This is a genomic window from Microbacterium sp. UBA7513 (assembly GCF_002478345.1).
Classification (GTDB): Bacteria; Actinomycetota; Actinomycetes; order Actinomycetales; family Microbacteriaceae; genus Microbacterium.
Genome location: NZ_DLNJ01000032.1, coordinates 1 through 26,644, shown reverse-complemented (window position 1 = coordinate 26,644; position 26,644 = coordinate 1). Strand labels below are relative to the sequence as shown.

At 69.1% G+C, this 26,644-nt stretch carries 28 protein-coding genes, 1 tRNA gene and 2 pseudogenes; 11 read left to right on the top strand and 20 right to left on the bottom strand.

The annotated features are described in order from the left end of the window. The 5 genes and pseudogenes from B2W79_RS15860 to B2W79_RS15840 all read left to right on the top strand — a co-directional run. A pseudogene (locus tag B2W79_RS15860) lies at positions 1 to 659 on the top strand (F0F1 ATP synthase subunit beta); the annotation flags it as partial. A 3-nt stretch (positions 660 to 662) separates the two neighbouring features. Further along, positions 663 to 923 (top strand): F0F1 ATP synthase subunit epsilon, encoded by a 261-nt coding sequence (locus B2W79_RS15855; protein WP_009375325.1) that lies wholly within the window; start codon positions 663 to 665, stop codon positions 921 to 923. 23 nt (positions 924 to 946) lie between these two features. Then, positions 947 to 1,414 (top strand): DUF2550 domain-containing protein, encoded by a 468-nt coding sequence (locus B2W79_RS15850; RefSeq protein ID WP_040340974.1) that lies wholly within the window; start codon positions 947 to 949, stop codon positions 1,412 to 1,414. Further along, entirely contained in the window at positions 1,414 to 2,727 is a 1,314-nt protein-coding gene (murA, locus tag B2W79_RS15845; protein ID WP_009375329.1) for a UDP-N-acetylglucosamine 1-carboxyvinyltransferase, read from the top strand. Before B2W79_RS15850 ends, murA begins: the two co-directional genes overlap by 1 nt. 461 nt (positions 2,728 to 3,188) lie before the next feature. Then, positions 3,189 to 4,178, top strand: a complete 990-nt coding sequence (locus B2W79_RS15840) for a hypothetical protein (protein ID WP_144587835.1) — start codon at positions 3,189 to 3,191, stop codon at positions 4,176 to 4,178. 113 nt (positions 4,179 to 4,291) lie between these two features. Here the strand turns inward: B2W79_RS15840 and nucS are convergent, their stop codons facing one another. Then, positions 4,292 to 4,987 (bottom strand): endonuclease NucS, encoded by a 696-nt coding sequence (gene nucS, locus B2W79_RS15835; protein ID WP_009375331.1) that lies wholly within the window; start codon positions 4,985 to 4,987, stop codon positions 4,292 to 4,294. A 30-nt stretch (positions 4,988 to 5,017) separates the two neighbouring features. On the opposite strand from nucS, the gene B2W79_RS15830 reads away from it, so the two are divergent. Beyond that, positions 5,018 to 5,314: a hypothetical protein gene (locus B2W79_RS15830; protein WP_009375332.1), complete on the top strand. Its 297-nt coding sequence runs from the start codon at positions 5,018 to 5,020 to the stop codon at positions 5,312 to 5,314. A gap of 175 nt (positions 5,315 to 5,489) precedes the next feature. On the opposite strand, the gene B2W79_RS15825 is transcribed toward B2W79_RS15830, so the two are convergent. Beyond that, on the bottom strand, positions 5,490 to 7,046 hold the full coding sequence (locus B2W79_RS15825) for a cell division protein (protein WP_292791160.1): 1,557 nt from the start codon (positions 7,044 to 7,046) through the stop codon (positions 5,490 to 5,492). A 249-nt stretch (positions 7,047 to 7,295) separates the two neighbouring features. Between B2W79_RS15825 and B2W79_RS15820 the strand changes: the two genes are divergently transcribed. From B2W79_RS15820 to B2W79_RS15800, 5 genes are all read left to right on the top strand, one after another. After that, a complete protein-coding gene (locus B2W79_RS15820) occupies positions 7,296 to 8,486 on the top strand; it encodes an acetyl-CoA C-acetyltransferase (RefSeq protein ID WP_095375847.1) in 1,191 nt (396 codons plus the stop codon). Between the two features lie 22 nt (positions 8,487 to 8,508). Next, on the top strand, positions 8,509 to 8,829 hold the full coding sequence (locus B2W79_RS15815; protein ID WP_101623868.1) for a thiamine-binding protein: 321 nt from the start codon (positions 8,509 to 8,511) through the stop codon (positions 8,827 to 8,829). Positions 8,830 to 8,898: 69 nt separating this feature from the next. Then, a complete protein-coding gene (locus B2W79_RS15810) occupies positions 8,899 to 9,108 on the top strand; it encodes a hypothetical protein (RefSeq protein ID WP_009375340.1) in 210 nt (69 codons plus the stop codon). 105 nt (positions 9,109 to 9,213) lie between these two features. Next, positions 9,214 to 9,287, top strand: a tRNA-Arg gene (locus B2W79_RS15805). A gap of 22 nt (positions 9,288 to 9,309) precedes the next feature. After that, positions 9,310 to 9,921 (top strand): hypothetical protein, encoded by a 612-nt coding sequence (locus B2W79_RS15800; protein WP_246062703.1) that lies wholly within the window; start codon positions 9,310 to 9,312, stop codon positions 9,919 to 9,921. Here B2W79_RS15800 and B2W79_RS17685 read toward each other — a convergent pair. From B2W79_RS17685 to B2W79_RS15715, 18 genes and pseudogenes are all read right to left on the bottom strand, one after another. Next, a pseudogene (locus tag B2W79_RS17685) lies at positions 9,898 to 10,950 on the bottom strand (recombinase family protein); the annotation flags it as partial. The gene B2W79_RS15800 and the pseudogene B2W79_RS17685 overlap by 24 nt on opposite strands. 182 nt (positions 10,951 to 11,132) lie before the next feature. Next, positions 11,133 to 11,351, bottom strand: coding sequence for a hypothetical protein (locus B2W79_RS15795; protein ID WP_144317201.1), 219 nt, complete (start codon positions 11,349 to 11,351; stop codon positions 11,133 to 11,135). Next, on the bottom strand, positions 11,351 to 11,935 hold the full coding sequence (locus B2W79_RS15790) for a hypothetical protein (RefSeq protein ID WP_211346259.1): 585 nt from the start codon (positions 11,933 to 11,935) through the stop codon (positions 11,351 to 11,353). The genes B2W79_RS15795 and B2W79_RS15790 overlap by 1 nt, the downstream gene beginning before the upstream one ends. A 12-nt stretch (positions 11,936 to 11,947) precedes the next feature. Next, on the bottom strand, positions 11,948 to 12,403 hold the full coding sequence (locus B2W79_RS15785) for a single-stranded DNA-binding protein (protein ID WP_259804123.1): 456 nt from the start codon (positions 12,401 to 12,403) through the stop codon (positions 11,948 to 11,950). A 58-nt stretch (positions 12,404 to 12,461) separates the two neighbouring features. Then, complete coding sequence (locus tag B2W79_RS15780; protein WP_144317199.1) at positions 12,462 to 14,258, bottom strand: type IV secretory system conjugative DNA transfer family protein; 1,797 nt, start codon at positions 14,256 to 14,258, stop codon at positions 12,462 to 12,464. Next, the gene (locus tag B2W79_RS15775) at positions 14,255 to 14,782 is read right to left on the bottom strand and encodes a hypothetical protein (RefSeq protein ID WP_144317198.1); all 528 of its coding nucleotides are present in this window, start codon (positions 14,780 to 14,782) and stop codon (positions 14,255 to 14,257) included. The genes B2W79_RS15780 and B2W79_RS15775 overlap by 4 nt, the downstream gene beginning before the upstream one ends. Before the next feature lie 29 nt (positions 14,783 to 14,811). Continuing rightward, entirely contained in the window at positions 14,812 to 16,371 is a 1,560-nt protein-coding gene (locus tag B2W79_RS15770; RefSeq protein WP_259804122.1) for an ATP-binding protein, read from the bottom strand. Continuing rightward, positions 16,368 to 17,561 (bottom strand): hypothetical protein, encoded by a 1,194-nt coding sequence (locus tag B2W79_RS17680; RefSeq protein ID WP_211346237.1) that lies wholly within the window; start codon positions 17,559 to 17,561, stop codon positions 16,368 to 16,370. The genes B2W79_RS15770 and B2W79_RS17680 overlap by 4 nt, the downstream gene beginning before the upstream one ends. 52 nt (positions 17,562 to 17,613) lie before the next feature. After that, positions 17,614 to 19,080: an SCO6880 family protein gene (locus tag B2W79_RS15760; protein WP_144317196.1), complete on the bottom strand. Its 1,467-nt coding sequence runs from the start codon at positions 19,078 to 19,080 to the stop codon at positions 17,614 to 17,616. Between the two features lie 6 nt (positions 19,081 to 19,086). Next, on the bottom strand, positions 19,087 to 20,592 hold the full coding sequence (locus tag B2W79_RS15755; RefSeq protein ID WP_144317195.1) for a type IV secretion system protein: 1,506 nt from the start codon (positions 20,590 to 20,592) through the stop codon (positions 19,087 to 19,089). 40 nt (positions 20,593 to 20,632) lie between these two features. After that, positions 20,633 to 20,902 carry a DUF6112 family protein gene (locus tag B2W79_RS15750; RefSeq protein ID WP_062764860.1) on the bottom strand — a complete coding sequence of 90 codons (270 nt, stop codon included), beginning with the start codon at positions 20,900 to 20,902 and terminating at the stop codon, positions 20,633 to 20,635. A gap of 78 nt (positions 20,903 to 20,980) precedes the next feature. After that, the gene (locus tag B2W79_RS15745; RefSeq protein WP_144317194.1) at positions 20,981 to 21,247 is read right to left on the bottom strand and encodes a DUF6112 family protein; all 267 of its coding nucleotides are present in this window, start codon (positions 21,245 to 21,247) and stop codon (positions 20,981 to 20,983) included. A 2-nt stretch (positions 21,248 to 21,249) separates the two neighbouring features. Continuing rightward, positions 21,250 to 22,872, bottom strand: a complete 1,623-nt coding sequence (locus tag B2W79_RS15740) for a peptidoglycan DD-metalloendopeptidase family protein (RefSeq protein ID WP_211346236.1) — start codon at positions 22,870 to 22,872, stop codon at positions 21,250 to 21,252. 12 nt (positions 22,873 to 22,884) lie between these two features. After that, complete coding sequence (locus B2W79_RS15735; protein ID WP_144317192.1) at positions 22,885 to 23,583, bottom strand: hypothetical protein; 699 nt, start codon at positions 23,581 to 23,583, stop codon at positions 22,885 to 22,887. 79 nt (positions 23,584 to 23,662) lie between these two features. Next, a complete protein-coding gene (locus tag B2W79_RS15730) occupies positions 23,663 to 24,742 on the bottom strand; it encodes a ParB N-terminal domain-containing protein (RefSeq protein ID WP_144317191.1) in 1,080 nt (359 codons plus the stop codon). After that, on the bottom strand, positions 24,739 to 25,602 hold the full coding sequence (locus B2W79_RS15725) for a hypothetical protein (protein WP_144317190.1): 864 nt from the start codon (positions 25,600 to 25,602) through the stop codon (positions 24,739 to 24,741). Before B2W79_RS15725 ends, B2W79_RS15730 begins: the two co-directional genes overlap by 4 nt. An 80-nt stretch (positions 25,603 to 25,682) precedes the next feature. Beyond that, positions 25,683 to 26,123 (bottom strand): hypothetical protein, encoded by a 441-nt coding sequence (locus tag B2W79_RS15720; RefSeq protein ID WP_144317189.1) that lies wholly within the window; start codon positions 26,121 to 26,123, stop codon positions 25,683 to 25,685. After that, positions 26,120 to 26,644 (bottom strand): helix-turn-helix domain-containing protein (locus B2W79_RS15715; protein WP_292791101.1); only part of this gene is annotated, 525 nt, incomplete at its 5' end. The genes B2W79_RS15715 and B2W79_RS15720, both read right to left, overlap by 4 nt.

Below are 26,644 nucleotides of genomic sequence, written 5' to 3'. Positions count from 1 at the left end.
TCTTCCGCTTCACCCAGGCCGGCTCCGAGGTCTCGACCCTGCTGGGTCGCATGCCCTCGGCCGTGGGCTACCAGCCCAACCTCGCCGACGAGATGGGTGTGCTCCAGGAGCGCATCACCTCGACGCGCGGTCACTCGATCACCTCGATGCAGGCGATCTACGTCCCGGCCGACGACTACACCGACCCGGCTCCGGCGACGACCTTCGCCCACCTCGATGCGACGACCGAGCTCAACCGCGACATCGCCTCGCGCGGTCTCTACCCCGCGATCGATCCGCTGACCTCGTCCTCGCGCATCCTCGACCCGCTCGTCGTGGGTGAGGAGCACTACCGCGTGGCCAACGAGGTCAAGGCGATCCTGCAGAAGAACAAGGAGCTGCAGGACATCATCGCCATCCTCGGCGTCGACGAGCTCTCGGAAGAGGACAAGCTCGTCGTCCACCGTGCGCGTCGCATCGAGCAGTTCCTGTCGCAGAACACGTACACCGCTGAGAAGTTCACCGGTGTCCCGGGTTCGACCGTTCCCGTCGCCGACACCGTCGCGGGCTTCGCGAAGATCGTCTCCGGCGAGGTCGACTACATCCCGGAGCAGTGCTTCTTCAACGTCGGCGGCATGGACGATGTCATGCGCAACTACGAAGAAATGCAGAAGAAGTAAGCCATGGCTGTCCTCGATGTCAACGTCGTCGCAGCCGACCAGGAGGTGTGGGTCGGCGAGGCCAAGCGCGTCGTCGCCCGCACCCTGGAAGGCGAGATCGGCATCCTGCCTGGTCACGAACCCGTTCTCGGTGTCGTGGCCGATGGTGAGGCGAGGATTCTCACGACCTCGGATCAGACGATCCGGGTCCAGGCCGACGGGGGCTTCCTCTCGGTCGAGAACAATCGCGTCATCATCGCGGCTGATCAGGCCGAACTTCTCTGAACAGTCAATTACACTTGGCAAACGTGAACCCTTCTGTCCTGCTGATCGTTCTGCTCTCGTTGGTGGGACTGGCGCTTGCCCTCATCGTCGTCGTGACGATCAGGCGCAGGTCGATCTCCAAGCTGTCAGGTGCGTTCGACTGCTCCATCAACGTGGGCGAGGAATCCAGTTCCCGCCCACGTTGGCGTTTGGGCGTCGCGGTGTTCGCCGTGTCCTCTCTGGACTGGTATCCCGTGTTCGCCCTCAACCGGCGCGCGGCCGTGAGACTGCCGCGCGCCGATCTCGACATCCTCGTCCGACGCAAACCGACGTCGGGGGAGCAGTACTCCGTCCTTCCCGATGCCGTCGTCGTCGACTGCTCCTACGGGAAGGCGAACGGGAGGCCGCGCTCGGTCTCCCTGGCGATGGACACCGAGTCCCTGTCGACGATGGCCTCGTGGCTCGAGTCCTCGCCGCCCGGCTTCAATCCGACGATGGGACGGTTCACCTGATGGAAGTCCTCCGCCTGACCGGTCCGACGCAGCTGCGCGGCACCGTCGACGTCAGGGGCGCGAAGAACAGCGTCCTCAAGCTCATGGCGGCGAGCCTGCTCGCTGTGGGACGCACGACGATCACCAACGTTCCCGCGATCCTCGACGTGAGGATCATGGTCGAACTCCTCAGCCGCCTCGGCTGCACCGTCGACTACGATGCCGAGGCCGGCACCGTGAGCATCGACGTCCCCGCCGAGGTGGGGATCCAGGCCGACTACGAACTCGTCCGCGCGATGCGGGCCTCGATCTCCGTCCTCGGCCCGCTGACCGCGCGGATGCGCGCAGCCCACGTGGCCCTGCCCGGCGGCGACGCGATCGGCTCGCGCGGTCTCGACATGCACCAGGCCGGACTCGAGGCGCTCGGCGCCCAGGTCCGGCTTGACCACGGCTACTTCGTCGCCGAGGCCCCGACGGGGCTGACCGGCACGGACATCGCGCTCGACTTCCCGTCGGTGGGTGCCACCGAGAACCTCGTCATGGCGGCAACCCTGGCGCAGGGGACGACGACGGTCGCGAACGCCGCGAAGGAACCGGAGATCGTCGACATCTGCCTCATGCTCGTCCAGATGGGTGCCCGGATCGAGGGCATCGGGACGGCGGAGCTCACCATCACCGGTGTCGACGAGCTGCACCCCGTCGACCACCGCACGGTCGGGGACCGGATCGTCGCCGGAACCTACGCCTTCGCCGCCGCGCTGAGCGCCGGCGACGTCGTCGTGCGGGGTGTCGGACTCGAGATCATGCCCAATGTCGCCATCAAACTCCGCGATGCCGGCGCGACGGTCGACGACCTCGGCGAGGTCGAACTCGGCGACGGGACGCTCGGGCGCGCGTTCCGCGTCGTCGGGCCGCAGCGTCCGCACGCGATCAGGGTCGCGACGATGCCGTTCCCCGGCTTCCCGACCGACCTCCAACCCTTCGTCATCGCGCTCAACTCCGTCTCCGACGGCGTCGGCCTGCTCTCGGAGAACCTCTTCGAGGCCCGGTGGCGTTTCGTCCAGGAGGTCGCCCGCCTCGGTGCGAAGGTCCGGATCGACGGCAACCACGCCCTGGTCACGGGGGTCGAGGAGCTCTCCGGCGCCGAGGTGGAGGCCTCGGACATCCGCGCCGGTGCCGGGCTCGTCCTCGCCGGGCTCAGGGCCTCCGGCGTCACCGAGGTCTCCGGCGTCGACCACATCGACCGCGGCTACGAGGGCTTCGTCGACAAGCTCCGGGCGCTCGGCGCCGACGTCGAGCGCGTCACCCGCGCCGACGGTCTCAGCTTCGACTGAGCGGGGTCACCCGGGGCAGCGACTCACGTGGCGGCGACTGACGTGGCGGCGACTGAGCGCCCGCGAACGGGCCGCCTGTCACAGCTTCGACTGAGCGCCCACTCGCTCGGTCGCCCGTCGTTCAAGCCCTTCAGCACTTTTCGACACTCCCAGCACTTCCGCACGCTCACTCCAGGCTCAGCGCGGATCGCCGGTGTTGCACGACTGGCTATCCGCGCTGCGCCTGGACCGACACCACCCGGGCGCTCACTCCAGGCTGAGCGCGGATCGCCGGTGTTGCACGACTGGCTATCCGCGCTGCGCCTGGACCGACACCACCGGCGTACTCGTGCCGGTTGACTGTCCACAGGTGCGTTCGATGCTCAGTGGTTATCCACAGGGCGTTTTGAGCCTCTTGCGGTCCGGATGCCTTCTCGTCCATCCTCGATTGCATGTTTGCGTGCTTGGAGACTTCGGATCTGGTGGCGGCAGGCTGGAACAGCCATCAGATCAGATCTGCCGTCGATTGCTGCCTGCGGCGACTCCGGCGGGGACGATACGTTGTCACGCGTGCGTGCGACAATCCGTCGCACGCCTTCGTCGCAGCGATCGCGGAGGCGGAGGAGACCGCGTTGCCCCATGAGACCGCGGGGATGCTCAAGCGCGGAGAGGATCTGAGGATTCTCGTCCGGTCATTCGTCCCCGATCTGCCGCACGACGCAGTGTTCTCCCATCGCAGTGCACTGCTCGTCCACGGCCTGCCCGTGCCGTATGTCGATAAGGGTGAGGTGTACGTCGAGGTCGCGAGCCCGCGCAGCTCGGTCCGCCAGAGGGATCTCGTGGTCCGTCGACGGGCCCTGCAGCCCGACACCATGGAAATCGTCGAAGGGATTCCGGTGACGACGGTGGTGCAGACGCTCCTCGATGTCGCCAGGGATTGTCCGTTGGCGTTCGCCGTGGCTGTTGCGGATGCCGCGGTGCACTTGGGGCGGGTGACTCTCGAGGAGTTCCGAGCGCACCAGGCGGCGCATCCTGTGCGGACCCGCCAGTCGCGGATCACAGCGGTGCTGGAGAACATCGACGGACGGCGTGAAACGGTGGCGGAGTCGATCTGCGCCGTTCGATTCGTCGAGTATTCGATACCGGGGTTCGAGCCGCAACTCGTCGTCTGCGACGCCGATGGTCGCTTCCTCGCTCGGTCCGACTTCGGCAACGAGGCGGTCAAGGTCATTGCCGAGTTCGATGGCGCCGGCAAGTACTACATCGATGACGGTGATCCGCACCGAGCCTTCGAACGCGAACGGAAGCGGGAATACGCTCTGCGGAACAAGGGGTGGATGGTCTTCCGCATTCGATGGGCCGATCTCTTCAGCGCAGACCTCTTCCTCAGGATCAAAGAGGCGGTGCGGATCCGCGAGACGGAGATCGCCGCTCGAGACCGACTCGCAGGCCCGATGCAAGGCGCGCAGTGAGGGCGATCCAGTCGTCAGTCAAGGGGCAGCGCGGATAGCAGGCGATGCTCGGCCGGCTATCCGCGCTGCGCCTTGACCGAGCGATGGCGCGGGCCGGGAGAGGAGACGCGTGTTCAGAAGAGGCGGGTCTCCGGATCGTCCATCCCGCGCAGCGCATCGTAGTCGAGGACGACGCAGCGGATGCCGCGGTCCTCAGCTAGAGTGCGTGCCTGCGGTTTGATCTCCTGCGCGGCGAAGACGCCGGTGACGGGGGAGAGGAGCGGATCTCGGTTCATCAGTTCGAGGTAGCGGGTGAGCTGTTCGACGCCGTCGATGTCGCCCCGCCGTTTGATCTCAACGGCCACCGACTTCTGGGTCGCATCGCGGGCGAGGATGTCGACCGGACCGATCGCCGTCATGAATTCGCGGCGGACGAGGCTGTATCCCGTGCCGAGAGTATGGATGTGTTCGGCGAGGAGTTCCTGGAGATGCGCTTCGACTCCGTCCTTGACGAGACCGGGATCGACGCCGAGGTCGTGGCTCGTGTCCGAGAGCACCTCAGTGATCGAGATGACGAGTCGGTCGCCGGTCTTCGTCTGCGAGACCGTCCAGATCTCGCTCAGACCTGCTTCGGCCTGCTCGTCGGTCGGCTCGGCCACCTGGACGGCGCACGGGGGGGTCATCCAGTTGAGCGGCTTGTACGACCCGCCGTCGGAGTGGATGAGGATCGACCCGTCGGACTTGAGCATGATGAGACGGGTGGCCAGGGGCAGATGCGCGGTCAGACGACCGGCATAATCGACAGAGCATTCAGCTATCACGAGACGCACGCGTCCCAGACTACGTGAGAGAATCGCCCCATGCCACGTTCGAACTCCTCGCGTCGCAGGAACAAATGGAGCGCACCCGCGCGCGACCTCACCGAGTCCGTGGGCGGTCTGCGGGTGAGCCGCGACCTGCCCGACGGAACCTGGTCGATCCAGCGTGTGGCCGCCAACTCCAGCGGCAAGGTCTACGTGTGCCCGGGCTGCGGACAGCAGGTCTCTGCGGCCACCGCGCACATCGTCGCCTGGCGTCAGGAGGCCTCCCACGGCGTCGACATCGGCGTCGACTCTCGTCGGCACTGGCACTCGAGGTGCTTCGAGCGGTTCCGCTGACACGCAACTCCGCTGACACGGAACTCCGCTGACACAGAACTCGGCTGACACGGAACGGGGCCCGCTCTGGTGAGCGGACCCCGTTCTCTTCAGTCGGTGAGGGCCTCATCAGCGGAGCGCGTCCGGCGGTACAGCAAGTCGTGCGCGGCCGAATGCGCTCAGCGCCTGAGCATCGTCAGCGCAGTGAGTTACGCGACCGTGCGGCCTTGGAGTTGGCCGGACGGTTTCCACCCTGACCGGAGCCGCCGGACTTCGGCGAACCCGAGACCTGCGCATCGATCGCGATCGTCTCGGCGTCGGTCGCGCCGTTGGGCAGATCCTCGGAGACAGTCTCGGACGCCTCGGTCTCCACCGAATCCTCCGCGTTCTCCGACTGCTCTGCAGCGGCATCCGCCGACTTCGCACCGGAGTTCTGGGAACCTGTGCCCTGCGCCGTCTGGGCGTCCGCCTCGGCGGCTCCCGTCTTCGAGGCACCGGACTTCCCGCCGTCGGCAGCCGACTTCTCGGCCGCCTCCTCGGCGGAATCGGCGGCGATGAGGTCGGCGAGAGCCTCCCCATCGGCGATCTGCTCGGTCGCGTGCGTGGCCGCTTCCGCCTTCGCGGGATCGACGGCGTCGCCGCCCATCACACCGGGCATCGCGAAGAGCGAACGGAGCTGGTCGAGCTGAGCTGTGATCGTCTTGCGCTGCTTGGTGAGCAGGTCGACCTGGGACTGCGCGGACTGGACGTTGCGCTTGGCTTCGGCGGCCGATTCCTCGATCGTCGCCTCGGCGGTGGCCCGAGCCTCGGAGATGAGCGTCTGTGCGCGGGCCTTGCCGTCGGCGATGATCTCATCGGCCTTCGTCACGGCCTCGGCGCGGGTCGTCTCGGCGCGCTCCGCGGCGGCCTTGGCATCCGCGTCGGCCTTCGCCGCGCGCGCCTGCGCCTCGTCGATGAGCTTCCGGTTCTCCGCCTGGGCGGCGTCGTAGCGCTTCTTGCGCTCGGCTTCTGCCTCCTGACGCTTCGTGGCGAGTTCGACGTCGAGGTCGTTCGCGGACTTCTTCGAGGCCTCGTCGCGGGACTTCGCGGCCGCGAGCAGTTCGTCGGCCTGAGCCTGGGCTGCGGCGATCGTCTCATCGGCCTGGGTCTTCGCCTCGGCGCGGAGGTCGGTCGCCTCCTTCTCGGCGGCGGCGCGCAGCTCCGCGAGTTCGTGCTCGAGGCTTTCGCGGGCCTCCTTCGACGCGGCGTCGTTGGCCTCCTTCGACTGCGCCGCCTCGCGTTCGGCGGTGGCCTTGAGCTCGGCCGCGCGCTTCTCTGCGGACTTCACGGCCTCCTCGGCGCGCAGCTCGGCGGAGCTGATGATCGCGTCGGCCTCGGACCGGGCGTTGTTGAGGGTGTCATTGCTCTCGGTGTGCATGCGCGCACGAGCAGACGCCGCCTCGGCGCGGGCCTTGTTCCGGATCGTCTCCGCATCCGAGTTCGCCTGGGCGAGGGTCTCCCGGGCCTGGGACTCGGCGATCTTGAGGAGGTGGTCGATGCGGCTTCCGGGGGGACCGGCCGCCTCGGCGTTCTCATTGGCGGCCTTCTTCAGCTGAGCCTTCGCCTCGGACAGCTCGCCGGCGATCTGGAGCTTCGCGCGATCGGCGTTGATGACCTGACTGCGCGCATCCGACAGCGCCTTCCGCACGGATTCGATCTCCGTGCGCAGCTGCTGCAGTCGGGAATCGACTTCGCTCTTCTCGTACCCGCGCATCGCTGTGCGGAATTCTTCGGTGGGCGTCACTGAAGCTGACTCCTGTCATGTCAAGGGGATCTGGTCATGCCTGCGCGGTCCCTACTCTATCGGACTCAAGATGAGTGTTGGGTCCGAATCCCCCTGCGGGCGACCGCCTCGGCGACCCCGGTGACGGAGGCCACATCGGCCTCGACTACCCTGTACTCAACAGCTCTCCGCTGCACGCGTCCCGCTGTTCGCGGAGCCACAGTCCTTCGAGGAGGAAACATGACTGAAGCAGTGATCGTCTCCGGTGCCCGCACCCCGTTCGGGCGGCTCCAGGGAGCGCTCGGAACGCAGACGGCGGTGAACCTCGGTGCCGCAGCGATCAAGGGAGCCCTCGAGAAGGCGGGCATCTCCGGAGACCAGGTCGACTACGTCATCATGGGCCAGGTGCTCCAGGCCGGCCTCGGTCAGGGTCCGGCCCGACAGGCCGCCGCCGAGGCGGGGATCCCCATGAGCGTTCCCGCGATCACGATCAACAAGCTCTGCCTCTCCGGCATCAACGCGATCACCCAGGCCGCACAGCTCGTGCGCGCCGGCGAGTACGACGTCGTCGTCGCCGGCGGGCAGGAGTCGATGACGCTTGCCCCGCACCTGCTCGAGAAGTCCCGCGCCGGATACAAGTACGGTGACGTCGTCGCCAAGGACCACATGGACTACGACGGTCTCTGGGACGCCTTCACCGACCAGGCCATGGGCGGACTGACCGAAGAGGCCAACAAGGGCGAGTCCGAGTTCTCCCGTGAGGAGCAGGACGCCTTCGCCGCGCAGTCGCATCAGCGGGCTGCCGCCGGCTGGGAGAAGGGCGCGTTCGAGGACGAGGTCGTGCCCGTGACTATCCGCACCCGCAAGGGCGACGTCACCGTCGACACCGACGAGGGCGTGCGCCCGGACACGACGGTCGAATCGATGGCGAAGCTGCGCCCGGCCTTCCGCAAGGACGGGGCGATTACCGCGGGCAACGCCTCGCAGATCTCCGACGGCGCGGCCGCTGTCGTCGTCATGTCTCGGGAGAAGGCTGAGGAGCTCGGTGCGCCGATCCTCGCTGAGATCCGCGCCCACGGCTGGACGGCAGGACCCGACTCGACCCTCCAGCACCAGCCCTCGCAGGCGATCCGCAAGGCCGCCGAGTCCGAAGGCGTGGCCGCTGACTCCTTCGACCTCTACGAGATCAACGAAGCGTTCGCCGCCGTCGGCCTCGCGAGCACGAAGGACCTCGGCATCGATCCGGAGAAGGTCAACGTCAACGGGGGAGCGATCGCCCTCGGGCATCCGATCGGGGCCTCCGGCGCCCGCATCGTCCTCACCCTTGCCCTCGAACTCCAGCGCCGAGGCGGCGGCACGGGTGTCGCTGCCCTCTGCGGTGGCGGCGGCCAGGGTGATTCGCTCATCATCACCGTTCCCGAACAGGGCTGAGTCCAGGGGAGGAGGAACCGCCATGCTGCTCGCATTCTCTGTCGCCCCCAGCGGCGGCGAAGGCCCCGACGGCTCGGTCCATGAGGCCGTGGCCGCGGCTGTCGAAGTCGTTCGCGAATCCGGGCTGCCGAACCGCACGACGAGCATGTTCACCGAGATCGAAGGGAACTGGGACGAGGTCTTCGATGTCGTCCGTCGTGCCACCGAGGCGGTCGCGCCGTTCGGGTCCCGGATCTCGCTCGTCATCAAGGCCGATATCCGTCCCGGGCACGAGGGAGAGATCGAGGGAAAGGTCGACCGCCTCGAGCAGGCGATCGACGCGCGGCGGAGAAACGACGCCTGACGCAGAAAAAGCAGTGACGCAGATCTCAGATGGGTCTATCCTCGTCTCAAGGACGAAGGAGGATGACCCATGAAGAATGGATCCGCGTATTTCACCACTGCCACTGCTCTGACCATGATCGCCCTGCTCGGGTTCATGATCGCAGGATTCTTCCCCGTCGCGGCCGAGGTCGCGTTCGGCGTCGAAGCCGCCGCGGTCATCCTCGCGCTCACGGGCGTCGTCATCCTCGCGATCATCACGGTCCGCAAGGCGCTTGAGAAGGCCGGCAGCACCCACTGACCCCGGTCGTCTCCGACGGCCCCGCTCCGACCCCGGCCACATGGCCGGACTGGTCGGTGCGGGGCTGCTTTCGTCTGCCCGCTGCCCATCGGTTACGATGTGTGGGCCTCCGTAGCTCAGTCGGATAGAGCAACCGCCTTCTAAGCGGTAGGTCGCGGGTTCGAGCCCCGCCGGGGGCACCCAACGCACAAGGCTCGAACCTTGGCCCGAGGAATCAAGGGCTGGGGTTCGGGCCTTGTCGGCGTTCTCTGCCCAGGTGAGCGCGTCGGCGTTGACCTCGGGGTCGAGCAGCATCTCGAAGGGCCGGTTGTTCTCGACGCGCAGTTCGTCGTCCTCCTCGATGTAGACCTTGGTGAAGAAGGCCTGGTTGCACAGGCGCCGGTTGGCGTCGTCGCAGCGGGCGTAGATGTCGGCGCAGTTCTCCAACAGGTTCAGGGCGTCGTCCAGGTGCGCGCGGGCGTCGGTGTACTCGCCGTGGTGGGCGTCGAGGCGGCGGTTCACCTGGTCGAGTTCTCCGGCGATGCGGTCTTGTTCCCGTTTGAGGACGGCGAGCGGGATCGCGTCGGCGTAGTGGGCCTGCATGAGCCGGTCTTGCTCGTGCTCCAGGCGGTCGCGGTTCGCGGTGAGCTGGGCGAGTTCGTCGGCTTCGGCGGACATCAGCCGGTCGAACTCGTGGTGCAGCATCCCGGCCAGAGCTTCGCGTCGGGCGGGGGTGAGTTGCACGCGCTGGTAGTAGTTCTCGATCAAGTGCTCGACGTCCTCGATGAGGATGGCCTGCCTCGTGCAGTCGGTCCGCTTGGAGTGCCGCCCTGAGCAGACGAAGTAGGGGTAGACGTTGCCGTGTCGGTTCTTCGCGTTTGACACGATGAGGCGGGACCCGCAGGCCCCGCAGTAGACGGTGCCTTTCAGGTAGTGGTCGTGCACCTGGGTTGCCTCGGATGCGCTCTTGTGCGCGGTGAGGACGGACTGCACCTGGTACCAGACCTCGGCCGGGACGAGCGGCTGGTGCGCACCCTTGTAGGCGACGCCGCGGTAGATCACGTCGCCCTTGTAGTACGGGTTCGTCAGCATTCGGTGTACCGAGGACACAGCGAGCGGTTTCGAGGGCCGCTTCGGGGTGGGAAGACTGACCAGCCCTCGCGACGTCAGCTCGTCGTGGATCTGGCTGACGGTCCAGTTCCCGGAGGCGTATGCCTTGTATGCCCACTCAATCAGCGGTGCCCGGTCGGGGTCGAGCTGCACCGTGCGAACTTCGCGGCCGAGCTCGTCGCGGGAACGGATGTTGAGGTAGCCGATCGGTGCCTTGCCGACCGTGCCGCCGGTGGCGGCTTTCTGCGTCATGCCCTTGATGACCTCGGTGGCGAGATTGCGGGAGTAGAACTCCGCGATCGTGGACATGATGCCGTGCAGCAGCATCCCGCTGGGGGTCTCGTCAATGTTCTCGGTCGCGGAGACGAGCATGACCCCGGCCTCCTGCAAGGCGAGGTGGATCGTTACGTCGTCGGCGCGGTTGCGGGCGAGCCGGTCGACCTTGTGGACGATGCAGTACGCGACACGGTTGCGCTTGACGTACTGGATCATCCGCATCAGCTCGGGCCGGTCGGCCTTGCGGGCGGACTCGCCCGCGTCGATGAACTCCTTCACGATGACCGCGCCGAGCTGTTCGGCCTTGCGGCGGTTGGCCTCGCGCTGGGCGGGAATGGAGAAGCCTTCATCGGTGCCGCCCTTCTCGGCTTGCTCCTTGGTGGAGACGCGCAGGTAGGACACCGCGAGTGCGGTGCCCTGGGGCGGTTCGATGAGACTGCGCACCGGGTCTGGAGTGCGCGCGGACGTGGTACTCATGGGGGCCTGCTCTCACGAAATCTCGGCCCTCGCGCTCGGGCTGAACGCCCGAGGGGTGCTGATCGTGAGAGGAAGCCCGAAAGCTCTAGGACTAGGCCGGAACGGCCACGTAAACGTTGCCCGCCGGAGCGGGGTTTGGGACCACAACACCACGTCGACGCGAGGCTTGCTTGTGCTCGATTCTACCCGGATGCCTGGTCGGCGACCATTGCCGGACGGTAGGTCTCCGGTATTGCGGCGGCGCGACGCTCGGCGCGCGATCGGCCGGTCTCCTGCAAGGTCAGCCGGATCAGAACCTCGGCGAGCTTGTGCAAGTCGGCGTCCTCGCGATGTACCGCGCGTACGGAGAATGAACGGTCCTCATAGCGGCGCCGGTCGGTCTTCTTGACGTAGGTGCCCATCAGTCGCGCAACTCCCCAGTGGCAGGGTCGAGGCCGGCGTAGAACTCGTCCTCGGCCTGCTTGCGGGCGGCGACGTCATCGAGGACGAACTGCACGAAGTCCTCGTCGCGGTTGGCGATGATCCGGTCCTCGACGGGCTCTGCCGGGTCCTCGCCGGGCCAGACGGTCTGCCGGGTGGGGCGGTCTCGGTCGAGGCGGGTGCCGCAGGCGGCGACCCAATCCCTGAGCCGCTGTCTGGCGTCGGCGAAGTCGCGGTGCCAGCCCAGCGGCGCGGAGGCGTTCTGCTCGCTGTCGTAGGCGGCCAGCCAGTGCAGGTGCAGGGCCGAGAGCTCCCAGACGAGCTCGGGGTGGCGGTGCCAGAACGGCGGCACCACCGATGCGGGCAGACCATATGTCGTGCGGAGCCAGTTGACCCACTTATTCAGCTCCAGCCACTCGGCCTCGGCTTCCTCGCTCGTCAGGAGGTTCCAGTTGATAGGGTGCGGCGGCTCGGGCAGCAACGACCCCTCGAACTCCTCGGGCGCCTCATCGAGGTCGGGCTCGTCACCCAGGTCCGGCGCGTCGCTGTCGTTCTCGTTCATCATGGTCACCGCCGGTCAGAGTCCGAGCGCCGGTGCGGCGTTGCGGGCCTCGCGGCGCGCCTCGGCATCGACGGACTGCCCCGCGGCTTCTCGCGTGACGGCGGGCTGGCGGCGGGTCCGCTTGACCTCGTAGCGGGTGCGGGCGAGGTCGTGGCCGAGCTTCTTCGCCACGAACTCCTCGGCTTTGACGACTTCGCCGTCCGGCGTGGTGTGGTCGTACTCGCGGACGTAGCCCTCTGCGACGAACTTGTCGCCCTTGGCGAGGCGGTCGTGCGCGCGTTCGGCGGTCTTCTTGAACGCGACGAGGTCGTGGAAGGTCGTCTCGGTCTGCGTGAACGACCCGTCCTCCTCACGGCGGTAGTGTTCCTGGCCGATCTTGACGTACAGGCGCGCGTCGCCGCGCTCGGTGTAGGTGAGCTGCGGGTCGGAGGCGATAAACCCGGAGAGGGATTCCTGCGTGTGGAGAGCCATCGGACTGTCCTCATTTCTGACATCGACGGGCGGCCCCACAGCCGGGGCCGCCCTTGTGTCAGGCAGGTGCGCCCGGCTCCTCCAGCGGACGGCGTTGCAGCAGCGCCTCGATGCCGGCCCGGTCGGCCCGCAGTTCCTTCGCATCCGGCCGGTCGAGCCAGGTCCGCATCCTCGTGACTATGGGCGGCGCGGAGCGCAGCAGCACGAGCGCAGTCCCGAACGGCAACGTCCTGATCGTGTCGGGCGGCATGATCGGGACGCGCCGGATGGAGCGTTGCGCGGAGCGGGAGCCGTGGTCTCCGACCGTGGTGGAGTCGGTCACCTCGTCGCGCTCGCCGATGAGCGTGGTCAGGTCGTGCAGGTCGCGGCTGTTGGAAGCGCCGCCGAGGATGATCTTGACGATGGAGGCGTCCCAGATCGCGCCGGCGGCGTTCTCCGACCATTTCTCCCGCGCCTGAGCGAGGCTTTGGAGTACGGGCATGGTCGTGATCCCGGTGCCGCCGCCTTCGGCCATGAGCGTGGGCAGTGACGGTAAGGGGGCGAGGTTGCCGACCTCATCGAGGGCGAGCAGCAAGGGCGGGTCGAGCCTCGCGCCGGGGCTTCCGGCGGCGATGCGGCGGGCGGCTTCCACGACGTCTTCCACGAACGCCGCCACCAACGCCGCGCTGTTGTTGGCGCCGGCGCCGGTCGCCAGCAGGTAGAGCGTTCCGCGGGCACGGAGAAAGGCTTCGGGGTCGAAGTTCTCGCCTTCGCGCGGCGACACGGCGTCGAGCACGCGCGGGTCCGCCAGGGCGGCGAGGGCGAGGGAGACGCCTTGCCAGATGGAGTCGCGGGTTCTCGGGTCGGAGTCGATCATCGCCTGTAGCGACTCCGCCCACCCGACAGCCGCTCGTGGGTTCGCTGTCAGGATCGCGACTGCGTCCGCGGCGGCGGATGGGTCGAGGGTCCACCGGAACAGTTCACCCGGTGGGCGACGGTCGAGGGCAGCGGCGTGGAGCAGGGCTTGGAGGGCGGTGCGGGTCTTGCCTTCCCAGAACCCGCCGCCTTCGACTCCGCCTGCGGACAGGCCGGTGCCGGCGGCGAGTCCGGTGGCGCGGATCATCGCGGTCAGCGGGTCCTCGCACCCGCGGATGGGTGACCATCTGAGGCCTGCGGGGATGCCTTCGGCGAGGTGCTGTGGGTCGAACACGGCGACCGGGCCGATGCGCTCGCGGGCGCGGAGAGTCGCGGTGAGGTTGTCCGGCCGGGTCGAGGTGGTGACGACTGCGCCGGGTGCGTCGAGGATGGTGTTGATGACGATGTGGGCGCCCTTCCCGGACCGGGGCGGGCCGATCAGCAGGATGCTGTCCTCCACCGATGCCCACACGCTCTTGCCGCGCGACTGGCCGATCCGGTAGCCGACGTCCTCCGGTGTCGGCTTGTGGAGCGAGGGTCGCAGGTGCCCGGCCCGGCGCAGCAGCGCGGTCTCGGAGGCGGCCTTGGTGACCTCGGTGCGGGTGGCGATACCGGGGATGCGGTAGGGGTCGTTCTTGACCTGTCGGCCGTGCTCGCGGAAGAACCGCCACCCCCAGCACCCTGCGCCAGCGGCGGCGAGGATGAGGACGGCGGCGGTGATCCAGTACGCCACGACGTTCAGACCGGGTGCGCCGAGCGCGGCCGCCGGGTCGCCGGGGTTGAGCAGCACGCCCAACCCGGCCTCGACTCCGCCGGCGGGTTGCCCGGTCCCGGTGATCCACGCGGCGACCGAGCCGGCGCCGCGGAGGATGGCGGCGAGGATCGCGGCGCCGATGAGGAGGCCGATGCCGAGGTTGCTCAGCTCGTCCCCGAGCGATCCCGTCGGCCTCGGGGTGGTCATTCGGGGTGCCCGATCGTGAGCGTCCCGGAGACGCGGCCGAGCAGGATCACCTCTCGGGTCGGGCTCACGGCGAGCTGGTCGGCGGTGAGCAGGCCGCGCATCGCGCCGTCCGGGGCGGCATCGCCGTGGGCGATGACGACGGCGATCGCCACGTCCTCGCCCGGCACGAACCCCTCGCCGTGGAGCGCCACGAGTTCGGGCGGAGCACTCGCGACCGGTGGCTCAGGTGCGGGGGCGGGTTTTGGTTCGGTGCGGCGGCGTCTGGTCGGAGTGATGATGTCGGTGAACGTGCTTCCGTCCGCTTCGCGCACCTCGACCCGCACCGGCGAGCGGCGCTGTTCGGTGAGCTGGTCGAGGACGGCGGCGAAGTCCTCTCGTCGCCACGGAGGCGCGAACGGCTCCGGCTCGAACGGCACGCCGTCGACGGTGACCGTCATGCGTCCGTCGTCGGTGATCGTGATGACCACGAGCGGGAGAACGACCGGCACAGCCTCGACCTCGTCACGGTGAACAGACGCGGGCATGATCGTGCGCTTATAGCGGGGCCGGGCCATCACGCCGCACCGCCCGCGGCGGGAACCGTCAGCGAGGCCGACGGTTCGTCATTCTCAACGGTGAACTTCCCGGTTTCTGCGATCATGCGGCTCGTGGTGTCGAAGGCGGCGAACTCGGCGGGGTGGAGTTGGTGCTGCACGACGAAGGAGCGGTCCTTGATGCGCCACAGCCCCTGCCCGGTCCCCAGGCCGGGAAGCAGCTTCTGCTCAGTGCCCGTGAGGCCGAGCGCTGTTGCGGTGGAGCCGAGCTGGTCGGCTTCCTGCCGGTAGACGATCCTGGTCTCCGCGTTCGCCAGCAGCGACGATGCGAGGGCGCGCATGGCGGAGCCCTGGTCGCCGACGTTGTCGAGGTCGGAGAGCTTGTGGAAGATCAGCATGTTCGCGATTCCGAAGTGCCGGGCGAGCCGCCACTGGGCGTCCATACGCCGCAGGAGGGACGGGTAGGCCATCAGGCGCCAGGCTTCGTCGTAGATCACCCAGCGTTGCCCGCCTGCCGGGTCGGACAGGGCCGACTCCATCCACGCCGACGAGCACGTCATCAGCACCGAGATCAAGGTGCTGTTCTCCGCGACCCGGGACAGGTCGAGGGACACCATTGGCAGGGACGGGTCGAACCTGACCGTGGACGGGCCGTCGAACAGTCCTTGGAGGTCGCCCGCGACGAGTCGGCGCAGGGCGTGGCCGACGAGCCGACCGTCTTCCGCGAGCCGTCCATCCGCGTCGTCGGCCGAGGTTGGGGTAAGGATGCGGTCGACGACCATCGGCAGGATCGGAACCTCCGCGCTCCGTACCGCGTCTTGGAGGGCGAGGTCGATCGCGGTGTGCTCCAACGGCGTCAGCGCCCGGTCCAGCACGGTCTCTGCGAGGGCGCCGATAAGGTCGCGGCGGCGGGAGGCGACCTGCATCGCCCACTCGCTGTCGGACACCGCGGATGGCCTATGGCCCTCATCGAGAGGGTTGAGGCGGTTGGAGAGGCCGTGGCCGAGGATGATTGCGCGTCCACCGACGGCTTCGGCGACGGCGGTGTGCTCGCCCTTCGGGTCGCCGGGGACGTAGACGCGTCGTCCGAACGGGAGCGAGCGCGTGTAGAGCGACTTTGCCAGGCTCGACTTGCCGGAGCCGACGATGCCGGCCAGGACGACGTTGGGGGCGGTGATGATCCCGCGCCGGTAGAGCACCCACGGGTCGTAGACGAACGACCCGCCGGAGTAGAGGTCCTGCCCGACGAAGATCCCCTCCGATCCGAGGCCGCCTTCGGCCAGGAACGGGTACTGCCCAGCCAACGTCGCACTCGTGTCCTGGTGCTTGGGGAGACGGAACCGGCCCGGCGTGCGCAACGCCGCAGGCCCCGGCTCGCCAGCGGCGGGCAGGTAGGTCGTCGCGCGCCGCTCGGCCTGCTCCGCCTCCCACAGGGCCTTCGCCTCGGCCTTCCGTGCCTTGCGGGCGGTGGTCTCGATTCGGGTCGCAGCCTGCCGGCGGTCCTTACGGGCCCGGCGTCGTTCGCCTTCGGGGCCGACGAGCACGGCCGTGTGCAGGCGGCCCTCGTCCTGCGCGGTCACAGCGCGAGCCCCCGGCCCTGCGCCGTGGCGGCACCGGGGCGTCGAGTGAACCAGTCGCCCGCGCCGCGCTCGCGGTTCGCCGCCTGGGTGTTCGCGCGTGCAGGCTGGTGTGCGACGCGCGCCGACGCCGCGGTCGACGCGGGCGCGGGAATCGGGGTGTCGATGCCGAGGAGTGCCGGGTCGGGCAGGGCGCCGTGCTCGCGCAGTAGCGAGACGTGGCCGAGGAACGGGTTGTAGGTGAGGGTGTAGACGTCTCGGGTCGCTACCTTGTCGAGGGCACCGGTCGGGGGCTCGTCGTAGACGTAGCCGTTCTCGAGCGCTGTCTGTACGGTCTCCTCGCCGTAGTCGAACCCGGCCAGGTGCTCGATCGCCGCGTCCGTGCCCTCCCGGTCGATGAGGTCCAGCACCTCGTAGGCCTCGGAGCCTTGGAGGAACACGACGCTGATCCACCGCACGCCCGCCGCCTCCCCAACGGTGGGCGCAGGGCCCTGCGGGCCGCGGTCGGCCAGCTCGGTCAGGGCGTCGGAGTTCTGCCGGGCGACGTCGGCGGTCCACTCATCGAACGGCCCCTCATACGCCGTGCCGTTGTCGGTGGCGTGTTGGTGCGCATCGCCTGCTGCGGTCAGGTAGGCGGCGAGGTCACGCAGCGCCCGCTCCGGTGAGACAGGCGCGCCGGCCCCGGTAAACAGATCCCGCCCTTGGATGCTCTGCCCGCTGTCCCGGTGCTCGATGAGGTAGGCGTAGCGCTGGTGCTGGCCCAGCGGCTCGTCCGGCCACACCGTCAGCGTGAGCGTCCCGGCCTGCACGCTCGTACGCCCCGCCCCCGCGTCTGCGGGGTCGGGTGCGGGGTGCCAGGCGATACGCCCGGAGTGCTGGGAGGCGGCGTCGAGCCGCCAGGCCACGGAGTCCAGGAGTGTGCCGGCCTGGTGCAGCTCGTCCGCGGCCGCGAGGGCCGAGGTCGCGCCGGTGGCCTGGTTCCCGGCGTCGTCGTGCGCGCGGGCACGGGGAGCGATATGGGCGGCGGCGAGCTGATCCAGTACCTGCCGCAGCGACCGGACTCCGGACAGCAGGTCACCGATCACTGGGTAGGTGTCGGCCGGGTCGGTGAACTGGCGGGTTGCGTGGGCCAGGCCCCGCAACGCGGCGGACGCCTCCGTGGCGTCCGCGACGGGGTTATCGAAGGTAGGCATGAGCGTTGTTCCTCACAGAAGCGTCGGATGGTTGGTGGGCAGGTGCGCCGGGTCAGACCGGCCGGCACAGCGGCAGCGCAGCGGCGGTGAAGGCCTGGGCTTGCTGGCCGACGAGGCGGCGGGTCTCGCAGGAGGCTTGGATCGCGGCCTGCTCGACCGCGGCGACCGCGGCGTCGAGCTCATCGACGGTCGGCGCGGAGACGGACACGAGGCCGGAGACGCGCAGGACGCCGTGCCCGGCGGTCAGGTCCGCCTCTTGCTGGAGGACGTCGTCCAGTTCGGCGCTGGTGGCGGCGTCTTCGATCTGCCCGATCTTGCGCCGCTGCGCCTGGTCGCTGATGAGTTCGGTCTTCTTCTTCCGCAGGTCCCGCGCGGCCTGATCGGCGCGCACCGGCGTGTAGTGCAGGGCGAGGGTGCGGAGGATGCCGTTGGACAGCACGAGCGGGGCAAGGAACCCTGGGTAGACCTGCGAGCGGGGCCACTCACTGATCCACAACACCGCATGGAACGCACTGTCCGACCGCAACCGATCCCACGTCTCGGTCACCGCTACCGGGCCCGCCGTCGCCAGATCCCGCCCGAGGTCGCCATGCCGTTCTAGCGCGGGAGCGGCGGCCGGGTCGTACGCCGAACGCAGGATGACGGCGACCTCGCCGGGCGTGAGCCACCCCGTCGAGGTGAGCTCCGCTGCGCGCAGCGCCGTCGTCAGCGTGGTCATCTCCTGCCGGAGCACCGCGGCGGCACCGCGCATCCCGCCACCGGAAGTCCTGATCTGCCGGCTCGCGGCCTTCATGTCCAGCGCCAGGCTGATCGTCGTGGCGTGGCGTTCCCCGGCGGGGCCGGCGCGCTCGATCAGCTCGGCGTAGGTGGTCGCGGCCCAGGACCCGTCGTCGGTGCCGTGCGTGCGCCACCACTCCGCCAACCCCGTTCCCGAGTCCGGCAGCGTCCGCTCCGACACCTGGATGCGGGCGATGCGCCCCGAACGGCAGGCCGCGGCGAGGACGCGCCCCCACCCGGAGACCCTGCGCTGCTGCTCACCGGGATCGAGGAGCACGAACGCCGGATGCGAGACGCCGAGGATCGCAGTCAGCGTCTGCGCGTGCGGGTCTTGGATCATCGCCGCCCCGGTCTCGGGGTCCTCCCATTCCCGCAACGGTGCCGCATCACCCGGAAGCGCGAGCGTCCCGGCAGGTCTCGGCTTGATGACGCGGCGCCGATAAATGAGCTGCCCCAGATACGTGCGGGCGATCCAGCGGGCCACGATGGGCACCCACTCGATCACCTTCCGCCCACCCGCGGGGATCACCGCGAGCAGTGCTGCGGTGGCCCATACCGGGGCGGTCCAGGCGAAGGCCAGGCCGCCGCCGAGGTAGAGCGAGAAGACGACTGTGAGCACGGCGATGCCGAGGACGATGAGTTGCGGCAGCGACAGGCCCAGCATGATCCCGCGCTTGGTGAGCCGGGAGAACTGCACCGCCGCCAACGGGTAGTCACTGTTCGCGTGCGTGTTCGTAGACATCGCAGGTCACCCCTTCCCGGTCGGCTTGGACGACGGCGGAGGTGGCGGGTCCGACCGGCGCCGAGGCGCGGGCGAGGACTCCGCCGAGCCGGTGGACGGCCCGGACGGCGGCGCCGAGGACGGAGCGGCCGGGGGCGGCGTCGACGGTGCGGGACGCTGCGGCGGGGTGCCTTGCGATGGTGGAACCAGCGGCGGGGATGCCTGCTCCGTGGCCGCGCCTGCCTGACTGTCGGCCGCTCCACCGACCGCATTGCCGGCCTTCGGGCCGGCGGTCGCCGCGCCCTTGACCACCGCACCGCCGACGACGACCGCAGCACCCACAGGGCCGGCGGCTGCACCAGCACCCGCAGCGCCCGCTGTCCCGGCCCCGGCACCAGCGGCGGTGCCAGCTCCCGCTCCTGCCCCTGTCGAGGAAGCGGCGGCTCCTGTGCCCGCTGTGCCGGCTCCCGCACTGGTGGGCGCCGCCGACGAGGAGGTAGGCGGCGGTGTTGGACTACCGCCTCCTCCGCCACCGTTCGAGGGTGCGCTGCCGGAGTCGGTGCTGCCGTCGAGTACCTTCTTGGCCGTGTCAGCCTTCGGCGCAGACGGCACTGGGACAGGCCGGTTCAGCGCCGACTTCGCCTCCTGCTCCGACGACATCGCGTGGTACATGTCGAACCCGACGAAGGACAGGAACTTGTACGTGATGTACGGGGCGAACGCCGCGATGAACATCAGCGCGACGCCGGCGATCGGGTCGGAGATGGATGCCAGGTCCGCCTCGATGGGGGCGGAGACCTGGCCGATGGCGACGAGGAAGATCACGACGAGGACGAGCTTGGAGAAGATGAGGGCGATGACGAAGGTCGCCCATTTGGCGAACCATCCCTTGGTCGCATCCCATGTCGCCCCGGCCAGGGCGACCGGCCCGAACACGATGGCGACCAGCAGCAGGGCTTTGCGGATGAGCAGCGAGAACCACACGATCGCCGCCGCGCTGATAGCGAGTCCGGCGAGGAAGATCGTCAGGATCGCGCCGACACCGGGAGCGGTGATGTTGATGGTGGCCAGGCCTGCGGCGAGGAGCCCGATCTGGGTCCCCATCCCTTCCATCGTGTTGCCGGTGGCCTGGACGATCCCGACCGCGAGCTGGTCGGTCACTTCCAGCAGCAACGCGGTCAGCGTGATGACCAGGAACGATCCGAGCACGCTCTTGGCGAGACCGAGGGCGGCACGGTTGAGGGCGGTCGGGTCGCGGTGGATGAGCCCGGTGATGAGCTGCAAGCAGAAGAACACGAGCATGATGAAGACAGCGACGCCGAACAGGACGTTGTAGACGCCGATGTACTCGGCGCTGGTGACGTCCACGAGGGTCGTGGTGTCGAAGACCCACCAGACCGCCTCGAACAGCCACGCGGCGGCACCGGCCATCGCTTGGGCGAGCCAGTCGAACGGGGCGGCGATCAGGGAGGCGGTGCCTTCGCCCACGGCGTCGCAGACGGAGGAGATGACTGGGACATCGCAGACGCTCACCGCAGCCACCCCCGCGGCCGGGAGTCATGTCGGGTGGTCATCACACGGCCTGCCCGACGCCCCAGAAGAAGTTGATCAGCGTCACCGCGGCACCGCAGATGATCGCCGCCCCGCAGCTCACGAGAACGCCGACCTTGCCCCTGCTCGCGAGGTGCGGGTTGGAGGAGTTGGCGCCGAAGCCCCACACGATCGCGCTGACGATGAGCGCGAGGACGGAGAGGATGAGGCCGACGGTCATGACGGCGCCGACGATGATGCGCAGTTGCTCGATGCCGGGAAGACCGGATGAGTTGGGGTCGATGTCGATCACGGGGTGCTCCTGACTATTGACGAGAAGGGGTTCTCGTCCGTCAGGTGCACCCCGCGATCCCAGCGGCGGCGGAGGTAGTCAGAGTTGGGTGCCGACGTCCAGCAGGAAGTTGAGCCACGCGACGCCGGCCCCGGCGAGAGCGGCGGCGCCGACCGCGACGAACAGACCCGTGCGAGCCTTGGTCGCCGCCTGATAGTTGCCGCTGGATGACGCGATCGCCCAGATGATGGCGCAGACGATGAGCATGAGCACGGCGGTGACGAGCACGAACATGAGCAGCGCGCCAACGATGGCGCGGAGGTCGGCGGCGCCGCCGACGCCGCCGAAGTCGGGGAACACATCCATGGTCATCGTCCTTCTCGGACGGTGATGTGCAGGTGGTCGTAGTGCCCGCCTGTGATGTCCGAGGGGTCGTGCATGCCCCCGCCGTTGTAGGGCCGCCAGCCCTCGTCGGCGCGAGCGAGCGACCAGATCTTGCCTTGCCAGATGAGATACTCGACTCCGAGGGCGGCGGCGTTGGCCTGCAGCCAGTTCGTCATCGCCCACCCCGTGTCGAGGGCGGCGCCGGTCGCGGCCGTTCCGATGGTGTTCCCGAAGGTCACATCGCACGCTCTGCCGAGCGGGTGTTCCGACGAGGTGCCGGGTCGCGGTGACCAGCAGGCCCAGCCGGAGTCGGGAAACGCGGCCCGGGTCTGTGTGAGCAGGTGCTCCATGCGGGCAGTGATCTGGCCGCCGCTCGTCGGATCGTCCCGAAGCTCGTCAGGATCGGTACCTGTGTACGGTGTTGGCGCGGCGATGTTCGGCCCCGGAGCGCAACCTGCGTTTGGTGCCGTGCTCGCGCCGGATTCAGCGGCGCCGTGGTCGGTGAGCCAGGCGTCGGAGTTCACCGGGTCGGCGTCTGCGCCGCCGGGGTGGATTTGCAGGTGCAGGTGAGGGCCGGTGGAGTGTCCCGAGGAGCCGACGTCTCCGATGCGCTGCCCGGCGGTCACGGTGTCGCCTTCTGCGACATGGATGCCGTGCGCCCACATGTGCACGTACATCGACGCGACCCGCTCGCCCCGGACGGTGTGCTCGATGACGATGACCCCGCCTCCTGCGTCGGTGTATCCGGCTCGCACGACGATGCCGTCCGCGACGGCGTAGATGGGGGTGCCGTCGGGGGCGGCGAAGTCGCTGCCTGCGTGGAAGCGGCGTTCGCCGGTGATCGGGTCGTTACGCCATCCGAACGGGCTCGTCCGCGCCCAGGTCCCCTCCGGCAGCGGGAACACGATGCGCGTCGTCTCGGGCACGACGGGCGTCTCGTCCCCGCCATCGTTGCCGGAGGACACGGGACGGGTCAGGGCGGTGAGGATCGCTTCGGCGACCGGCTGGTAGTTCTGATACCGGTCCGGGTAGGCGCTGACCTCGACGGCTTGGGCTGCTTCGCCGGGGTCGAGCTGCTGCCAGCCGGCGATGTCGAGCAGGCCCCGCGGCGATGGGTAGTTCGGGCCCGTGGGGCCACCGTAGAAGGCTCTCGCCTGGTAGCTGGGGTCCATGAGCTCCGCGACTGTGCCCCACCCGCTGACCGGGCGCATCTGAAACAGCCCGAGCGAGTCGTGATCCGAACCCTCGCCGTCGTTGGGGTACTCCGCCGACTCGGGATAGGCGCTCGTGTTGGCGAGCATCCGCAGGGTCGACTCGGTCAGCGCAGCCATCAGCGCGATCAGCACCCCTTCACGTCCGACGCCGGCTGTCTGCCCGCCGACCGTGATGATCGTCGCGGCGTGGGTGAGCTGTTGCCGGTTCAGCGTGACCGTCTCCCCGTTGCGGGTCGTCGCGGTCAGCGAGTCCGGGATCGGGCCGACCGCCAACGAGCCGGGCGTGCAGACGGCGGCGGTCGCAGGTGTTCCGCCGAGCGTGGCGACGCCCAGCAGGATCGTGGACGGCCCCAGGAGCAGCAAGGTGAGGGCGAGGAGCGCGAGCTTCTTCATCACGGCCTCGGCTCAGCGGAGAGGGTTGTCGAGCTGTGAGAGCCGCAGCACCTCACACAACCCCGACCCGGTGCCGCGACCGGGATTGGGCGGGGTGCAGACGAGGAACACAGTGAAGGAGACCGGGCGGGATGCCTCGACGGGGTCGGTGCCCCAGATGCCTTCCCGGTGCCGTGTCCCCGAGATGGTGTACGCGACCGCACCATCAGGTATCTGACCGGGGGCTGCCTGCTCGACGGCGGTCTCCCACGCCTCCGGGACGAACACCTCGTCGAGGGTCAGCCACTGCCGAGTCGCGTAGGTGCGCAGCTGCGCCCACGCATCGTTCGTCGGGATGTAGGCGCGGACGTCACCGACGAAGGCGTCGGCCTCGCTGCCGTGCGCGGCATCCGCGAGCACCTGCGCATAGTCCGATGGCATGTGCCCGGTCGTGGTGTCCCAGGTGAACAGCGCCTCAGCGACCGCTTGGGCGAACGCTTCCGGCCCAAGGTGCTGGTCCAGCGGCTCCAGCTCTGCGACCGAGGTCGGGGCCGGTGTCACGGGCGCGGCGGTGGAAGGTCGTTCGTTCGGCGTCGAGGCCGACGGGGCGGCGGGGCCGCGGACGAGGCCGTAGATGCCGACTCCGACGAGCAAGAGCAGAGCGAGGCCGCCAGCGGTGGCGGCGATCAGCAGGCGACGACGGCGACGGTCATCAGACGTGGCGGGGTCCATGAGCACGGGTCCTTCCCGGACGGCAACAACGGATGCGTGGTTGCCAGGAAGGTGCGCACCACCGCACCCGCCCCGCGGTTCAGGCGATGTGCTCGGCCCTGTCTTGCCGTGCCGCGCGTGCGGCGTCGGTGAACGCGATGGTCCCGGCGATGGTCTCCTCGAACCGTGCCCACTGTTCAGCGGTGAGGGCTGGGCCGACGTCGGCGGGGTCGTAGTGGGTCCACCATTCGGCCATGTCGTCCCAGGTGGCCAGGAACGCGGTCAGCGGGAACGGCACCGGCTCCCCGGTGTTCACCGCCGTCAGCGCGGGCCGCGCTGGCTTCTTCTCCCCGGAGGCCTTGGCTGCTTTGACGCGGGCGAGCGCGGCCTTTGCCAGCTGCTCCAACTCCGCCGCCCTCGCCTCCTGCTCCGCCGCACGCACCGCATCCGCCTCGACCCGTGCTCGTTCGCGCACCTCGACGGACTGGGCGGGATCCGCGGCGAGCTGGTTGAGCTCCGCCAGCGACAGCTCGGCATTCACGCGCAGGTGCGAGGGATAGACGCTCCCACCTGCCTTGATCCGCTCGACCTCCTCTGCCGCACGCGCCCGTACCGGTTCCGGCTGCGACTCGTCCGCGGCCAGGTCCTCCAACCGGCCGATGCGCTCCAACGTCGTATAGGACGCGCGGCCAGTCACCATCCGCGCAGCCTGAGCGCGAGCCTTGCCTTGCTCGAACTGCGGTGGTGCCAAATTGGCACCACCGTCTTCTGCGTCGTCTGCGGTCGTCTGGAACCGGGTGGCCTCCTGGCGGCGGGCGGCGTCTTCGGCGAGCAGGGTCTTGAGTTCGCGGTAGAGGGCTGCGGCTTCGAGCTGGGTGAGCGGCTTGTGCAGGACGTTCTCGTCTTGTTCGGCGAGGAGTTGCCCGAGCCGGTCGGAGATCCCGGACCGTACCCAGACGTTGACGGTCTTGATGCCCAGGAGTTTCAGCGCCGCGAGGCGCCGCGCGCCGCAGATCAGGTGCCCGTCGAGGGTGATCGTGATGGGCTGCAAGAGCCCGTTGCGGCGGATCGACTCCACCAACGGGGCAAGGTCGCCGTGGTCTTGCCGGTGCCGGCGGCCGACGATGATGGAGTCGACCGCGCGCTCCAGCTCGATGTGGCCCGCCGGCACCGTGCTCATGACTCCTCGCCCCCTGCCAGGCGCGGGGCGGCGAGCCCGGCAGTGATCACGAGGTCGTCGTCGGTGAGGAGTGCGCGCAGGGGTTGGCCGATCAGGAGCCGCACGAGCAACCCGCGCCCAGCGTTCGTATGCGCGAGGGTCGGGTCGGGGGTGCCGAGCACGATCCGCAGCAGCGCCGTCCACGACGCACCCGGCAGGTCCAGGAGGGCGCGGGCCTGCCGGTCACGGCGCAGCACCTCGAACGCCGACGCCCGCGACGGCGACCCCGCCAACCTGGTGGTGATGTACTCGACCGCAGCCCGGGCTGTCGAGGGTTCCCAGCCGACCCACGAGAGGAACGCGATCGTGTCCTCGACGGCGGCGGTGACGTTCATCGCCCGCTCCCGCACCGGACGCTCATCGTCCGGGTCCTCGTCGGGGTCGGTGAAGGGGTCGAAGCAGAACGCGGGGTGGTAGTCGGGCAGGGGGTTCTCGCGGTCGCTGAATCGTTCGGCGTCGTGGAACACCGAATACTTCGGGCGACGGGCCTGATGCACGGAGCACAGCAGTCCGTTGCCGCGTTCCTCGGCGGTGCAGGTCACCTGCACCGCCCGCGTCACCACCGCCCACGGGTCATCCGCCCGCCGCGTCGCAGTTCCCCGCATCGCCTCGAACGCCGCCGAAGCCGCCTCCCACGGGTCGAGGCCGTGCTTGCGGGCGAGAGCGGCGTACTTGTTCGCGGCGTGCTCCATCAGCGCCGCCGCCTCCGGGTCACGCTGCCACGCCCCACGCCCCGCCTGATGGAGCCGATTCAGCAGGGCGCGCAGCGCCTCGGAGTCCTCGAAACGATTCCGCCTGTCACGGTCTGATGCAGTCTGCATGGGAGCACCTCCTGACAGGCAGGTGCGCACACGCTCCCCAGCAGGCGCGCTCAGACGTTGGCTGGGGGCGTGCATGGCGGTTACCCGAGCCCGATCCCGGAGCGCGACACCCATGAGAACCGCTCCCCGCCACCACGACCGAACGCGGTCACCGGCGGCAGCTTCCGTGCCCGCTCGCTCACGAACCGCGCACCCGACCGTGCCCCGTCACGGGTCGCCCGATACGCCTGACCAGGTACCCGGCGGGCGCGGCGGGCGAGCTCGGCCTGAAAATCGATACCCCGCCCCACTATCCGCGCCGAACGCGACGCCATCAGATCAGTCGGACGCACCCACTCCACACCAGCACGCGCTCTCGTCGCCGCGTCCTTCGCCGTCGAGTCTTTGGCCAGTGACGGGTCGCGGTGCCGGGCCAGCGCCGACGCCTCGCTTTCACGCGGCGTCTCCTCAGCACGGTCATGGTCTCGCTCGTGCAGCGCCGTAGCGGTGGGCTCGACGTACGTGTGCTGGTCGTCGTTCATGGCGTCTCCTGTTCGTCACGGGTGGTGAGTTCGGGGCGTGCGAACCAGCGGCCCACGGTGGAGGGGTGCACGCCGAGGTGCCGGGCGATCGCTTTGTTCGACCAGCCCTCCTCATCTCGCAACCGCCCCGCCACCTCCCGCGCGGGCGTCTGCTCCGACCCCGGTGTGGGAATAACGGCCTGCAGCTCGGACAGACCGCTCTCCGGCGTCGGCTCGTCCTCGTCGGCGAGATGTGGCTTGGCGGCCTCGGAGGCCGGTCGGGTGAGGATGACGGTGAGGTGCGTGATCGCAAGCAGCACCAGCGGCGGCACCGCCGCCACCGACGCCGCCAGCACCCCGGGCACATCGGCATCGGCGGCGACGACGGCATGGATCGCGTTCGCCGTCACCGACACCAGCGCACCCGCAGCGAGCAGCACCCACGGATACCAAGCCGACCGCTGCCGAGCGAGCGCGACGACGGCAACGGTTGCGACGACGATGATCCCGTCCACGATCAGCGGCCACGCCCACGCCTGCCC